At 38.4% G+C, this 14,465-nt stretch carries 13 protein-coding genes; 4 read left to right on the top strand and 9 right to left on the bottom strand.

Translation table 11 applies throughout. The features are described from left to right. Window positions 1–4: 4 nt before the first annotated feature. The 3 genes from C9J37_RS12670 to pdhA are packed head-to-tail and all read right to left on the bottom strand — an operon-like array spanning window position 5 to window position 3,492. A complete protein-coding gene (locus C9J37_RS12670; protein WP_107895635.1) occupies window positions 5–1,348 on the bottom strand; it encodes a dihydrolipoamide acetyltransferase family protein in 1,344 nt (447 codons plus the stop codon). 47 nt (window positions 1,349–1,395) lie between these two features. Beyond that, window positions 1,396–2,373 carry an alpha-ketoacid dehydrogenase subunit beta gene (locus C9J37_RS12665; protein ID WP_024362205.1) on the bottom strand — a complete coding sequence of 326 codons (978 nt, stop codon included), beginning with the start codon at window positions 2,371–2,373 and terminating at the stop codon, window positions 1,396–1,398. A gap of 3 nt (window positions 2,374–2,376) precedes the next feature. Next, the gene (gene pdhA / locus C9J37_RS12660) at window positions 2,377–3,492 is read right to left on the bottom strand and encodes a pyruvate dehydrogenase (acetyl-transferring) E1 component subunit alpha (protein WP_069510353.1); all 1,116 of its coding nucleotides are present in this window, start codon (window positions 3,490–3,492) and stop codon (window positions 2,377–2,379) included. A 395-nt stretch (window positions 3,493–3,887) separates the two neighbouring features. On the opposite strand from pdhA, the gene def reads away from it, so the two are divergent. After that, window positions 3,888–4,445, top strand: coding sequence for a peptide deformylase (def, locus tag C9J37_RS12655; protein ID WP_107895634.1), 558 nt, complete (start codon window positions 3,888–3,890; stop codon window positions 4,443–4,445). Window positions 4,446–4,824: 379 nt separating this feature from the next. Here the strand turns inward: def and phnX are convergent, their stop codons facing one another. The 5 genes from phnX to C9J37_RS12630 are packed head-to-tail and all read right to left on the bottom strand — an operon-like array spanning window position 4,825 to window position 10,074. Beyond that, window positions 4,825–5,613 carry a phosphonoacetaldehyde hydrolase gene (gene phnX, locus C9J37_RS12650; RefSeq protein ID WP_107895633.1) on the bottom strand — a complete coding sequence of 263 codons (789 nt, stop codon included), beginning with the start codon at window positions 5,611–5,613 and terminating at the stop codon, window positions 4,825–4,827. Further along, a complete protein-coding gene (phnW, locus tag C9J37_RS12645) occupies window positions 5,603–6,703 on the bottom strand; it encodes a 2-aminoethylphosphonate--pyruvate transaminase (RefSeq protein ID WP_107895632.1) in 1,101 nt (366 codons plus the stop codon). The genes phnX and phnW overlap by 11 nt, the downstream gene beginning before the upstream one ends. Before the next feature lie 14 nt (window positions 6,704–6,717). Next, window positions 6,718–7,701 carry an extracellular solute-binding protein gene (locus tag C9J37_RS12640; protein WP_107895631.1) on the bottom strand — a complete coding sequence of 328 codons (984 nt, stop codon included), beginning with the start codon at window positions 7,699–7,701 and terminating at the stop codon, window positions 6,718–6,720. 2 nt (window positions 7,702–7,703) lie between these two features. Further along, the gene (locus tag C9J37_RS12635) at window positions 7,704–9,329 is read right to left on the bottom strand and encodes an ABC transporter permease subunit (protein ID WP_107895630.1); all 1,626 of its coding nucleotides are present in this window, start codon (window positions 9,327–9,329) and stop codon (window positions 7,704–7,706) included. Then, complete coding sequence (locus tag C9J37_RS12630; RefSeq protein ID WP_024362211.1) at window positions 9,322–10,074, bottom strand: ABC transporter ATP-binding protein; 753 nt, start codon at window positions 10,072–10,074, stop codon at window positions 9,322–9,324. The genes C9J37_RS12635 and C9J37_RS12630 overlap by 8 nt, the downstream gene beginning before the upstream one ends. Window positions 10,075–10,221: 147 nt before the next feature. On the opposite strand from C9J37_RS12630, the gene C9J37_RS12625 reads away from it, so the two are divergent. Then, window positions 10,222–10,980: a DeoR/GlpR family DNA-binding transcription regulator gene (locus C9J37_RS12625; RefSeq protein WP_107895629.1), complete on the top strand. Its 759-nt coding sequence runs from the start codon at window positions 10,222–10,224 to the stop codon at window positions 10,978–10,980. A gap of 108 nt (window positions 10,981–11,088) precedes the next feature. Here C9J37_RS12625 and C9J37_RS12620 read toward each other — a convergent pair whose 3' ends face one another. Further along, window positions 11,089–11,859, bottom strand: a complete 771-nt coding sequence (locus C9J37_RS12620) for a Cof-type HAD-IIB family hydrolase (RefSeq protein WP_107895628.1) — start codon at window positions 11,857–11,859, stop codon at window positions 11,089–11,091. Between the two features lie 441 nt (window positions 11,860–12,300). On the opposite strand from C9J37_RS12620, the gene C9J37_RS12615 reads away from it, so the two are divergent. Further along, window positions 12,301–12,510 (top strand): DNA-directed RNA polymerase subunit epsilon, encoded by a 210-nt coding sequence (locus C9J37_RS12615; protein ID WP_107895627.1) that lies wholly within the window; start codon window positions 12,301–12,303, stop codon window positions 12,508–12,510. 5 nt (window positions 12,511–12,515) lie between these two features. Continuing rightward, window positions 12,516–14,183, top strand: coding sequence for a ribonuclease J1 (rnjA, locus tag C9J37_RS12610; protein WP_107895626.1), 1,668 nt, complete (start codon window positions 12,516–12,518; stop codon window positions 14,181–14,183). Window positions 14,184–14,465 lie beyond the last annotated feature (282 nt).

The raw sequence follows: 14,465 nt of genomic DNA, 5'->3' as shown, positions 1-14,465 counted from the left end.
TTTGTTACGCCTCCATTAATAATAATTCTGGCTCACTTAACAAACGCTTTAAGTGATTTAAAGCATTTTGCGCAGTGGCTCCATCGATCATGCGATGATCAAAGCTCAATGATAATGCTAACACAGGTGCAGCTACAATTTCACCATTTTTTATTACAGGTTTTTCAGAAATTCGACCAATACCTAAAATCGCTACTTCAGGGTGGTTAATTACTGGCGTAAACCATTGGCCACCTGCAGAACCGATATTCGTGATAGACATGGAAGCGCCCTTCATTTCATGCGGAGCAAGTTTACCATCTCGCGCTTTTGTCGCTAAGTCATTAATTTCATTTGAAACTGCAAATACTGATTTGCGATCTGCATGTTTAATAACTGGAACTAATAAACCTTTTTCTGTATCTGCTGCAATACCGATATTGTAGTAGTGCTTTTGAATAATTTCTTGTGTTGCATCATCTAAAGAACGGTTAAATTCTGGGAATTCACGCAATGTTGAAATAAGCGCTTTTACTACGTATGGTAAATACGTTAATTTCACACCTTTTTCAGCAGCAATATCTTTGAATTTTTTGCGATGTGCTACAAGAGCTGTTACATCAACTTCATCCATCAGTGTAACATGAGGTGCAGTTTGTTTCGAGTGAACCATTGCCTTGGCAATCGCCTTGCGAATACCAGACATTTTTTCACGTGTTTCTGGGAAGTCCCCTTCAAGAACAACCGGCGCAGCTTGGGCAGTTTCTTGTTGAGCAACTGCTTCTTCATTTGCCACTGGAGCTTCTGCAGCTTGCACTGCTCCACCACCATTTAGGAAATTCTCAATATCTTCCTTTAGAATACGACCGTTTTTACCAGTACCTGACACTTCATGAATATTTACTTCATTGTCTCTTGCAAATTTACGAACAGAAGGCATTGCAATAATACGTTTTGTACTATCTGCTGTCTCTTGTTTTACAGCTACTTCCGCTGTTGCTGGAGCTTTTGGTGCTTCTTCTTTAGCAGGCGCTTTTGCTACATCCTGACCAGCTTCAGCCGTTGACTGAACTTGTGCCTCCGTTTTCGCCTCTGCATGATCGTCACCTTTAAGTTTTAAATCTTCGTAGCCTGGAGCATCTAAACGGATTAATACATCGCCAACAACAGCAACTGTACCTTCTCCTACTAAGATTTCCTCTACTTTCCCTTCAACTGGTGAAGGAATTTCTACAACTGCTTTATCGTTTTGTACTTCACAAAGAATATCGTCTTCTTTGACAGTATCCCCAGCTTTAACGAACCATTTTACAATTTCGCCTTCGTGAATACCCTCGCCAATATCCGGTAATCTGAATTCAAATGCCATGTGTACCCATCCTTTCTCTTTGCTTTTCTTCAAATATGCAAACTACATTAGAATGTTAAGACTTTTTTCGCTGTTTCCATTACATCTTTATAGTTCGGTAACCAAACACCTTCAGCTTGTGGGAATGGGTACACTGTATCCGGTGCTGCTACTCGAAGTACAGGTGCTTCTAAACTCAAGATAGCTCGTTCTGTAATTTCAGCGACAACATTCGCAGCAATACCTGCTTGTTTTTGAGCCTCTTGAACAACGATTGCTCGGCCTGTTTTCTCAACTGACGCAATGATTGTTTCAATATCGATTGGTTGAATTGTACGTAAATCAATAACTTCTACAGAATGCCCTTCTTTTTCAAGTTCCTCTGCTGCTTTTAAGCTTTCATGTACCATTAAGCCATATGCAATAATTGTTAAATCTTTACCTTCACGTTTTACATCTGCCTTACCTAATGGAATTTCATATGCTTCCTCAGGTACTTCTTCGCGGAATGAGCGATATAATTTTAAATGCTCTAAGAAAATGACTGGATTGTCATTGCGAATAGAAGAAATAAGTAATCCTTTAGCATCGTAAGGTGTGGATGGGACAACGACTGTTAAGCCCGGCTGTGCCGTCATTAAACTTTCTAAGCTATCTGAGTGCATTTCTGGTGTATGCACACCGCCACCGAATGGAGAACGGATAGTAACAGGTGCATTATATACACCACCGCTACGGTAGCTTAAACGTGCTAATTGTCCACTGATTGAATCCATCACTTCATAGACGAAGCCGAAAAACTGAATTTCTGGAACTGGTCGGAAACCTTGAAGCGAAAGACCGATTGCTAAGCCACCAATACCTGACTCTGCTAATGGTGTATCGAATACACGATCTACACCAAATTCTTTTTGTAGGCCTTCAGTTGCACGGAAAACCCCACCGTTGACGCCTATATCTTCCCCGAATAACAGAACGTTTTCATCATTCTTTAATTCTGTGCGAAGCGCATCTGTAATTGCTTGAATCATCGTCATTTGTGCCATAGGTTATTTCGACTCCTTCTCTTTGTAGATTTCATACTGTTCTTTTAAATTCGAAGGCATTTCGCCTTTGTACATATTTTCCATTAACTGTGTTACTTTTTGCTTTGGTGCAGCATCGGCTTTTTTAATTGCGTCTTTAATTTCTTCTTTCGCACGCTCAATAACAGCCTCTTCTTTTTGCTCATCCCATAGTCCTTTACCCTCTAGGTATTTACGGAAACGAACTAACGGGTCTTTTTGAGCCCACTCGTTATCCGTGTCAGACGTACGGTAACGTGTTGGATCATCCCCCGCCATTGTATGTGGACCATAACGGTAACACATTGTTTCGATAAACGTTGGACCCTCACCATTGATTGCGCGCTCACGTGCATCACGAGTAGCAACGTACACTGCAAGTGCATCCATACCATCTACTAAAATACTTGGGATACCTGCTGCAACACCTTTTTGTGCAATTGTTTTTGCAGCTGTTTGTAATTCACGCGGTGTAGAAATTGCGAATTGGTTATTTTGTACGATGAAAATGGCAGGTGATTTAAATGCACCAGCAAAGTTCATTCCTTCGTAGAAATCACCTTGTGATGACCCACCATCACCTGTATAAGTAACTGCTACAGCTTTTTTACCTCGTTTTTGAATACCAAGTGCCACCCCAGCAGCTTGGATAAATTGTGCACCAATAATGATTTGTGGAGGTAAAACATTCACACCTTCTGGGATTTGATTGCCCTCGAAGTGACCACGTGAGAATAAAAATGCTTTATCTAACGGTAAACCATGCCATACAATTTGTGGTACATCACGGTAACCTGGTAAAATCCAATCTTCTTTTTCTAATGCAAAGTGAGAAGCAAGTTGTGAAGCTTCCTGACCAGCTGTTGGTGCGTAGAAGCCTAATCGACCTTGACGGTTAAGAGAAATGGAACGTTGATCTAAAATACGTGTATAAACCATACGCGTCATTAACTCAACTAACTCTTCATCTGCTAATTTCGGATCTGCCTCTTCATTTATAATTTCGCCTTCTTCGTTCAAAATTTGAAACATTTCAAACTTTTCTTCGATTTCAGTTAGCGTTTGTTGTGGATCAAAAATATTATTGTTTTTTTTGCTCATTTGTCACATCTCCCTTTCAACTGTATTAAAATAAATCACTTTCAAACTAGTACAACTTATTCTTAGGACTCAGTATACTGAATAAAATACAGTCGGTCAATCATATATTACGCCTTATAACAAAGAATTTTTCTACAAAAACGTTAAGAGTCGACTGTCCTATACTGTACCACTAATAATAAAAATCTGTATTACAACAACTTCCTTTAAGCGCTCAAACATTACGTTTCTCTAAATAATGACCAATAGTAGAATACCCCAGTTTTCTGTAATCTAATAGCTACACAAAAATTTTTTAAGTTTATTCAAATAAAGTCTTTTTTCATGTGCATGTTTTAATGCGTGATGTATACTTATAAATAAGGTAATACAAAGATTGAAAGGAAGATTCTCACATGATTTTAATGGATGATATAATTCGCGAAGGCCATCCGACACTCCGCACTAAAACAGAGGAAGTTCAATTTCCTTTAACTGATGAAATAAAACAGCTTGCTACAGATATGCTACAATTTTTAATTAACAGCCAAGATCCTGAAATTGCCGATAAATATGATTTACGCAGCGGGATTGGATTAGCTGCTAACCAAGTAAATAGTCTACATCGCATGTTTGCCCTTCACTTAAAAGATGACAAAGGAGAACAATTGAGCTTTATCGCAATCAATCCGAAAATTGTTAGCCACTCTGTTGAAAATACCTATTTGCCAACTGGCGAAGGCTGCTTATCTGTTGATCGCAATGTCCCTGGTTATGTACCACGTCACGCACGTATAACCGTGAAATTTAAAACAATCGACGGGGAAGAGAAAAAAATGCGTCTAACTGGCTTGCCAGCTATCGCCTTCCAGCATGAATTAGATCATTTAAACGGCATTATGTTTTATGATCGCATTAATGAAAAAAATCCATTTGCTGAAATTCCAGACGCTGTTCCATACGAACGCGACTAAGACTCACTAGTAGCTACGACAGATGCTTTCCGCTGGCGCACACGTAAGCCACTACCATCCACTAATGTAATTGTTTTAGTTGCCTGGCACTTAGCATAGATACCTAGCATAATATCAGCTCCTAAATCGTAAAAATCCACTACGCTTTCCGCGGGCACGACGTAAGCCGCAACCCTCGCTGTCGCGCGGTCTGTTGCGTCTTACATTGCGTGCGTTCCCCCAGGAGTCTACGTGGATTTTTACTTGGCAAGTCATAAATACATGGCTAGCACGGAAATTGAATTAGTGCCTGACACTTACTCTTATATGCATAGCAAAAAGTGTTAGATTGATTGCAGTCAATCTAACACTTTTTCGCTTTTATTCTATCTGCTATCTTTTAAACTAATCGCGCATTAATCGTCTCAATTAATGCCGGCAGTTCACGCATTGTTTGAATCGTATAGTGTGCACCCGTTTGTTCAAAAATAGCTTTTGTTTTTTCAATAACGGCTTGTTGCTCTTCATCAGATAGACTCTTAAATTCTTGTTCCGTTAAGCCCATTTCAGAACTTCCGACTATAACGCCAACAGCCCAAACTCCGGCATTTAATGCCTCTTGTATATCTGACGTAGTATCCCCGACTTTAACGACTTGCTTCGTCGCTTTCACGCCAAGTTCTTCTATATTTCTGAAAATCATATATGGATAGGGACGTCCCTTATCTCCTATATCAGTCGGTGTAACTAAAAAATCAGGCTTGTATCCTTTCTCAGCAGCGTGATGTGTCACGACTTCCATCATAGCGGCAGTATAGCCTGTTGTGGAGCCAATGCGTATTCCGGCTTGTCTTAATTGTTGAACCGTTTCTTTCACATGTGGAATCGGGTCCGTATACTTAGCAAGCGATGCCATTAATTTCGTTTCAAACTGCGAATATAGTGCCTGTACATCTTGTTCGGTAAATGAACGGCCATACACACGTGCCCATTCCTCACTCACTCTTGGCATCTCAAGCATCGTCCGAATATGGTCAATTTTCAACATGCCCATCGGTTTGCGTGCTTCTTCTAGTGTCACCGCAACACCTGCATCTTCAAAAATAGTAAGAAATACATTGACAGGTGCAAAACAACCAAAGTCAACCGCTGTACCTGCCCAATCAAAAATTACCGCTTCAATTTTCATTATTTTTCACCGCCATATAGTTTTCAATAACATTACATAATGTAGTCATATCTTCCTCATGAACATCCCCTATATTACCGATTCGGAATGTATCAAATTCAGTTAGCTTTCCAGGATAAATAACAAAGCCTGCTTGCTTCATTTCATGATAGAAATGCTCGAAAGAAAATCCTTCATATGGATATAAAAACGTCGTGATAATCGGCGATTGCATTTCCGCTGAAATATAAGCTTCAAAACCACAGCGTGATAATCTTTCACGCAATAGTTGATTATTTTTAGCATATCGTGTGTAGCGTGCCGCAACGCCACCTTCTACAGCAAGTTCATCCAACGCCTTTGCAAAGGCCGCTACAACATGTGTTGGTGATGTAAAACGCCATTTCCCGTCTACACTCATCACTTCCCATTGTTTGTATAAATCTAATGCTACACTTTTGGCCTGTCCTTTACATTTTTCTAACGCTTCTATTTTCGCAACGACAAATCCAAAACCTGGCACGCCTTGAATACATTTGTTAGCACTACTGATTAAAAAATCAATTTGCATATTCGATAAATCCATTGGCACGCCACCAAAGCTACTCATGGCATCTACAATAAATGTTTTATTAAACGATTTTACAACTTTGCCTATTTCATCAATAGGATTTAATATCCCCGTTGTCGTCTCACAATGAACAATCGCGACATGCGTAATAGCAGCATCTTTTTCAAGTATAGCTTGTACTTCTAAAGGTGATGGTTGCTCATGATACGGTACACTGTAAACGACATGCTGTAATTGAAGGACAGTTGCCATTTCTACGATTCGTTCACCGTACGCTCCATTTGTTATAATGAGTACCTTATCTGCATTTCCAATAGCAGTTGTCAGAACCGATTCAACGACAAAGCTCCCACTTCCTTGCATTAAGATAGCTGTATAGTCTGTTTCATCAACCTGCGCTAACGCCACTAACTGTTTGCGTATTTCTTGTGTAACTTGCTTGTAGTCGTCATCCCATGTACAGCGATCCACTAGCATCTCTTTTTTTACTGCTTCTGTAGTTGTTAGTGGACCGGGAGTTAATAATTTGTAGGTATTCATATTGTTAGGCTCCTTTATTGTTGTGCTTCTTTAAAGAATGTTTGATGTTTTTCTAATAAATCGACAGTTAAAGTCGTATCCCATTTTTTTAAGTATTTTGGAACATATTTTTCCTCTACTTGCTCGCCTTCATAAAGTGCTACAGGATATTGTTTTAACAAATCTGCTCGCGCCTCAGTCGCAATGACCTTTGCTATTTCACTCGCCAATGCCTCGTCCCCTTCTTTATCTACAACGGCAACAGATTCTGTTAACGTGAAGTTGCCTTCTGTTGGGTCAATATAGTCGATTGGTAAGCCCTCATTTTTGGCATCAATTGCTTGAATACGTAAGCCAAACCCTGCTGCGACTTCTCCTGTTTTCACCTTTTTAATAGGGCCAGAACCAGAACTTTCAATATGCGGTCCAGCATTTTTAATTAAATCTGCTAATACTTGCTTTCCTTCTTTTTCGCCATATTCACTCATAATCGCCTGTACTAATAGCCAGCCAGTAGAGGAGTCTAAAATATTTGGAAAAGAAACTAAATCTTTATATTCTGGCTTCGTTAAATCTTTAATTGTTTGTGGCACAGGTAGCCCTTTTTGCGCCAATAAATCTGTATTGATAAAAATAGACCCGACATTCCCTAAAATCGGTAATGCGTAAGTTGAACCACCGTCTAACGGCTTTAAATCCGAAGATAGTTCAACAAACATTGATTTAGATGTTTGAGCACTTTCGATAAAGTAAGAAGCCATTGTTACTACATCCGCTTCAATATCCTTCCCCTCTGCCATCATTTTCCCACCTAATTCAGATGTACCGAATGATTGGATAATATACTTTCCTTCATACCCCTTTTTATCGAGTGTGGTTTGCATTACTTCAATTGCTTCATCATCAGCATTAGAATAGATAATAACTTGATCCTTCGTATCAGCCTCCGCACCTCCACACGCTGCTAATACAATTGCAGAACTAACCGTTCCAAACATCATGACTGTCGACTTTTTCATCATTACATCTCCTTAAACTTTTCTTTATTTGTTGTTATATAGTCACAACCTAATTTCACAATGAGGTTTGTACATAAAATAAAAATTGAGAGAACAAAAATATCCGTATATTTCGCAAAATGCTGCAATTCTTTAATGCGCGTGGAGACAAGCATCGTTTTCGTACTGACAAGGAAAATTACACCACTAACTGTTACCATGGCATTTAAAAAATAATAGCTAAACATTTGAAAAATAGTAGGTCTTATATTCGGCAAAATAACGCGAATGACCGTTTGAAGCCAAGAGTCCTTTAATAACTCTCCGGTCACTTCCCATGTTGGGTCCATTTTTTGCAAAGAGTTTTTCGCCATTAAATACGGTGTTGTAAAGAAATGGACAACCGTATAGGCAATAATGATGAAGAAGGTCCCTTTAAGCGAACTCCCATTGAAGAAAAATAAATAAGAAAGACCGAGTACCATACCTGGCACTGTATTGGTAATCATTGACGCAAAATCTAATGTACTTCTCCCTTTTAGCGGTGTTCTGACATTTAGAAGTGCTGAAACAAATGCTATGCAAACGCCTAAAATTGCTGTAAAAAAGGCAACGATAAGTGAATTCATATAAACCCTTGTTAAATTCTTTTCTGCTAAAACATTTTGTACATGTTCCAATGTGAAACTAAAGTCATATGGATAGCCCTTAGTAAACGGCACGATAAACATTGTCGAGAAGATGATAAAAATCACACTTACACATACTAGCGATAGCACTGTAAATGTATTGTCTCGAAGACGATGAACGGCTAGAGCACTTTGACTGACATGCTTATATTGAAAATTAAATCGATCTAGCACGCTTAGCATTACGATGCCAAGTACAGCAGGTACAAGCATAAGTACGGAAATGACCGCCCCTTGCTCAAATCGCACAATAGAGCCAAGCATCGCTTGATATAGCTCTGTTGCAATCACTTTATAACCCCCACCTACCGAAGCAGGAATGCCAAAATCGGTAAAACTTAAAATAAACGTTAAAATAAATGCTCCACCAATTGTTCCTATCATAGGTCGAAATACGGTATGGTAAAATCGACGTGATGGTCTATCATGCATTAGCATCGAGACAAGCAAAAAGCGTTTATCAATGTACTGCATGGAATTTTGCATTAAAATAAATGCAACAGGCAATGTGTAAAGTACATACCCAATCAACAAGCCATTAAATCCATAAATCGTCACTAAGGGCTGCCCCAGAAGTTTTGTTAGTATTCCTTGATTGCCAAATGTGTAAAGCAATACAAAACCATAGGTAATTGTCGGCAAGAGCATCGGCAATGTCACCCCGATATGTACAAGCTTTTTTAAATGTTGATTCATCGTCGTAAAATGCATGGCATAGGCAAGAGCAAACGCTAAACAAGTAGTAATAACAGCGGCGACAAATGACACTTGGAAACTATTAAGAAACGCTTCTCGAATTTCAACGCTCTGTAATGCTTCTACATAGTTTTGAATCGTTATGCTATTGCCTTTTTTCAAAGACTGCCAAAACATATAAAGTAATGGCACAATTAAAAAGAACAGAAAAAAGAAGACAATTGGCAGAAAGAGAATTTTCACCATTTTATTCGTTTTAAGCATAGGATTCTCCAAACAGTTGATAGATGTTATGACGTTTAATATGAAGTTGCTTTAATATAAAGTCTTCCACAAATTGATTTTTTGGTGTTTTCAATATTTCGTGAGGTGTGCCATATTGTGAGACAGTTCCCTCATTAATGATGAGTACTTTATCTGATAATGTGAGCGCCTCCTCAGGATCATGTGTCACAATAATAGTTGTTAATTTAAATTGGCGAGCAATTGATTTAATGCGCTCCTTAATCGATTCTTTTATCACACCATCTAGCGCACTTAACGGTTCATCTAGCAATAAAATTTTGGGCTGCATAACAAGTGTTCTAGCAATAGAGACACGCTGTTTCTGTCCACCAGATAATTCGTGAATCTTTTTATGTAGATGTGGAGCGAGTTCTAAGAAATCCACATACTCCTGAATTTCAGCTTTTGACATTTGCTGTTTTTTATTTTTCAGGCCATAGACGATATTGTCGTAAGCATTCAAATGTGGGAACAACGCGAAATCTTGGAAAACGATATTAAATCCTCTATCCTGCATCGATTGTTTCGATATATCTTGTCCATTGTAAAAAAGTTGTCCATCTGTTTGTTCTGTGAGACCTAAAACAATGTTGAGTAATGTCGTTTTCCCACAACCACTCGGCCCCAATAACGAAACAATTTCACCAGAATCTATCGTTAAATTTATATCTCTTAAAACATTTTTATTTTTATAACTTTTTGAAATATTTTTTAGTTCTAACAAATTGCTCACTCCTTTTGAGTTGTTAACCACAGTATAGAGACAATTTGTAAAGAGAAATCACATGTTTGTGTAAATGTTGAGTAAATTCTGACTAACTGTTGACAAACTTATTACTACTTTGAGTAAATAACAATAAGAGGTGATGTAATGTATACAGTAGAAAGGCAACAACATATTTTGCAATTCATTCGGAATAACAAGGTAGTAAAATTAGTAACCCTGACAAAAGAATTCAATGTATCGATGGAAACTATTCGAAGAGATATTCAACAACTTGTGCAAGAGAAGAAAATCGAGAAATTTTATGGGGGTGTAAAATATATTGAACCCGTTGAAGGATTAATGGACAATCGATTAACACAGCAGTTGACAGAAAAAATCGCCATTGCCAAAGCTTGCGCTTCTTTAGTTGATCATGGTGACTGCATTTTTATCGATAGTGGCTCAACAACTTATCAAATGACACCATTTCTACTAGGCAAGGAGAAACTAACAGTCGTGACGAACTCTCTTCCTGTAGCATTTGATTTAATTGGTTCTACTATTGAAGTGATGATTATTGGCGGAAGAGTGAGACATTCGGAAAAATCGGTTACTTCAAATGACTTCCTTTTCCGCTTCGACCATCTCAATATTAATAAGGCATTTATATGCGCTAGTGGCGTGACATTAGAAAAAGGAATATCCGATTTTAGTTTAGAAGAAGCGATGACGAGGAAACAGCTTATTAATATTTCGCAGACAGTTTATGTTGCAACTGATTCTACCAAATTCAATAAAGATGTGGCTATTCAAGTATGCCCGCTAGAAGAGGTCGATATGATACTTACTGATAACGGACTGCCCAAAGAAACATTACATCAATTTACGGAGGCTGGCATTCAGCTGGAGGTTGTTGATATCTAAAACATTATTTGAGTGAATTGTTTGAGTGACTGGCACCGATAATACGTAAAAAACCCACTTCTCGTGGGTTTTCCTTTTAATATTCAAAATTGTTTGAGTGACTGGCACTTAAATAATTTTTAAATAGCGCATCGCTTTTGCGAGTCCGTCTGCATCTACGTGATCGGTAATATGTGTCGCGACCGCCTTTACTTTTTCATGTCCATTTCCCATTGCCACACTCGTACCAACAGCCTCTAACATTTCAATATCATTCATACCATCACCAAAAGCAATGGCATCCTCTAACGTTAAACCCATTTTCGCGAGCACTTTTTCGATTCCAGCAGCCTTGGAACCTCCTTTAGGTAAAATATCACAAGAATATTCATGCCAACGCACGAACTGGACATTTGGAAATGCCTCATAATACAAATGTTCATCTTTTTCTTCCATAAAGATTAGTGTTTGATAAACATCGTGCTGCATATAATAAGATGAGTCTAATTCTGGGTACGGGTATTTTAATGTATTTAAACTTTCGGATACCATGTTATGCCCTCCAACTGACGCAATCATTCGCTTGTCATCTAAAAAAACAACGGGTTCATTGCGCGCTTCTCCAAAGGCAATAATTTTCGCTAATTCTTCCTTTTCCACACCATTTGCGTAGACAACCTCGCCTTGATAAACAACATACTGTCCATTAAAGGTCACATACGTATTAATATCAAGCTCTTCTAGCAATGGTTCAATCATAAATGGTGCACGTCCAGTAGCTATTGCAAGCTCATACCCTTTACGACGTGCTTCCAATAGCGCTTCTTTGGCAGAAGCAGGCATTACTTTTTCACTGTTATAAAGCGTCCCATCTACATCAAAAAATAAAATTTTTTTCATCCTATAATCCCTCTCTTTTTATGTATGATATTGCAAAGGCTAAATCCTTTACACAGGCATTGTTTTTAATTATAATGATCCTAAGGAGTGATGTGCCATGCTGAAGAAACTAAAGCGAAAATTGTTGAAGCGACTTCGTGGCGTACTCGGAAAAAAATCAATTGCCTAACATTTGCCCTTCATTATTTGAAGGGCTTTTCTTTATTTTAGAGTAGCTGCGTGATAATATAAAGGAAATGCATTCATTTGACTATGCGCAACCACTGTCTCATTGCTTTTCATGAAAAGTGCAAGATTAAAGTATTGAGATACAAGAAATTCAAACGCTCATTTCTTTATTCGTCTAAAGTATACTAGAAATTCGCGATTTTTTCTTGTAGTACGTGTGTGGTAATAGCCAAATGTGCAATAATAATGTACGCAATCAAAGGAGAGCAAACTATGATTTACAAAGTTTATTATCAAGAAAAAGCACATGAGATTCCAGTTCGCGAAAACACTAAAAGTCTATACCTTGAAGCTGCTTCAGAACGTGAAGTACGTCAAAAGTTACAAGACCGTCATTACAACATTGAGTTCATTCAACTGCTTGAAGGTAACTATTTAGAGTACGAACAAGCAAGTCCGAACTTCGTCTTGGAGGAAATTTAACAAACATGAAGTTTGTTAAAAATGACCAAGCAGCTGTTTTCGCGCTCGGCGGACTGGGCGAAATCGGCAAAAATACTTACGGTGTTCAATTTCAAGATGAAATCATCTTGATTGATGCCGGTATAAAATTTCCAGAAGACGATTTACTTGGAATTGACTATGTTATTCCAGATTACACGTATTTAGTACGAAACGTAGATAAAATTAAAGGGCTATTTATTACGCACGGACACGAAGACCATATTGGTGGTATCCCTTATTTACTACGTCAAGTAAATGTTCCTGTTTATGGAGGTAAGCTTGCACTTGGCTTATTGCGCAATAAACTAGAAGAGCATGGTTTACTACGTACAACAAAACTAATCGAAATTAAAGAAGAAGATATTATTAAATTTAGAAAGACATCTGTCAGCTTCTTTAGAACAACGCATAGTATTCCAGATGCTTACGGTATCGTCGTAAAAACGCCTCCTGGCAATATCGTGCACACAGGTGACTTTAAATTCGACTTTACACCTGTAGGAGAGCCTGCAAACTTAACAAAAATGGCTGAAATTGGACGTGATGGCGTTCTTTGCCTATTATCTGATAGTACGAATGCTGAAAAACCAAATTTCACAATGTCTGAACGTACAGTTGGGAAAAGTATCGATGAAATCTTCCGCAAGGTTGATAGTCGTATTATTTTCGCAACATTTGCATCCAATATTCACCGCTTACAACAAGCAACAGATGCTGCCATTAAATACGGACGAAAAATCGCTGTATTCGGTCGATCTATGGATAATGCCATTACAATCGGCCGTGAACTAGGCTACATCAACGCACCAAAAGATACTTTTATTGATGCGCAAAGCATTAACCGTTTACCTGCCAATGAAGTAATGATTTTATGTACAGGCTCGCAAGGTGAACCAATGGCAGCATTATCTCGTATTGCCAATGGTACACACCGTCAAATTCAAATCCAGCCTGGCGATACAGTTATCTTCTCTTCTTCACCAGTACCAGGTAATACGGTTAGCGTAAATAAAATTATCAATTTACTGTTCCGTGCTGGCGCAGAAGTTATTCACGGTGCATTAAATAATATCCATACTTCTGGTCACGGTTCACAAGAAGAACAAAAGCTTATGCTACGACTGATGAAACCAAAATTCTTTATGCCTATTCACGGTGAATTCCGTATGCTAAAAATGCATACACATTTAGCAGAAGATTGTGATGTTCCACTGGAAAATACTTTTGTGATGGAAAACGGTGATGTTCTGGCATTAAGTGCAAATGAAGCACATGTTGCAGGACGCATCCCTTCTGGTGATGTCTATATTGATGGTAATGGTATTGGAGACATCGGTAATATTGTGTTACGTGATCGTCGTATCCTTTCTGAAGAAGGTTTAGTAATTGTTGTTGTCAGCGTTGATATGGAAAACCAAAAAATCGTTTCAGGGCCTGATATTATTTCACGAGGATTTGTCTATATGCGTGAGTCTGGCACAATGATTAACGAAGCACAAAAAATGCTAAATCGTCATTTAAATGAAACCATCCAAGGTAAAACACCTCAATGGACTGAACTTAAAAATGAAATCACTGATGTTTTAGGACCTTATTTATTTGAGAAAACAAAACGTCGTCCAATGATTTTACCAATTATTATGGAAGTATAATCTTCAATATTAAGAGGCTGGGACATAAGAGAAAAAGTGTTAGATTGACTGCCATCAATCTAACACTTTTTTGCTATGCCGTTGTTGTCCGCTACGGCGGTGCTTTCCGCGGGCACACCGTAAGCCGCAACCCTCGCTACGCGCGGTCTGTTGCGTCTAACATTATGTGCTGTTCCCGCTGGAGTCACCGCCTTCGCTACCAACAAACTAGTGAACACTTCTAATTTTTTAAATTGCAAAAGCAAGAATAGCTAATGTCTCCATATAGCAAAAAATTATGAA

It is taken from the genome of Lysinibacillus mangiferihumi (assembly GCF_003049665.1).
Taxonomy (GTDB): domain Bacteria; phylum Bacillota; class Bacilli; order Bacillales_A; family Planococcaceae; genus Lysinibacillus; species Lysinibacillus mangiferihumi.
This window is presented reverse-complemented; position numbering and strand designations above follow the sequence as displayed.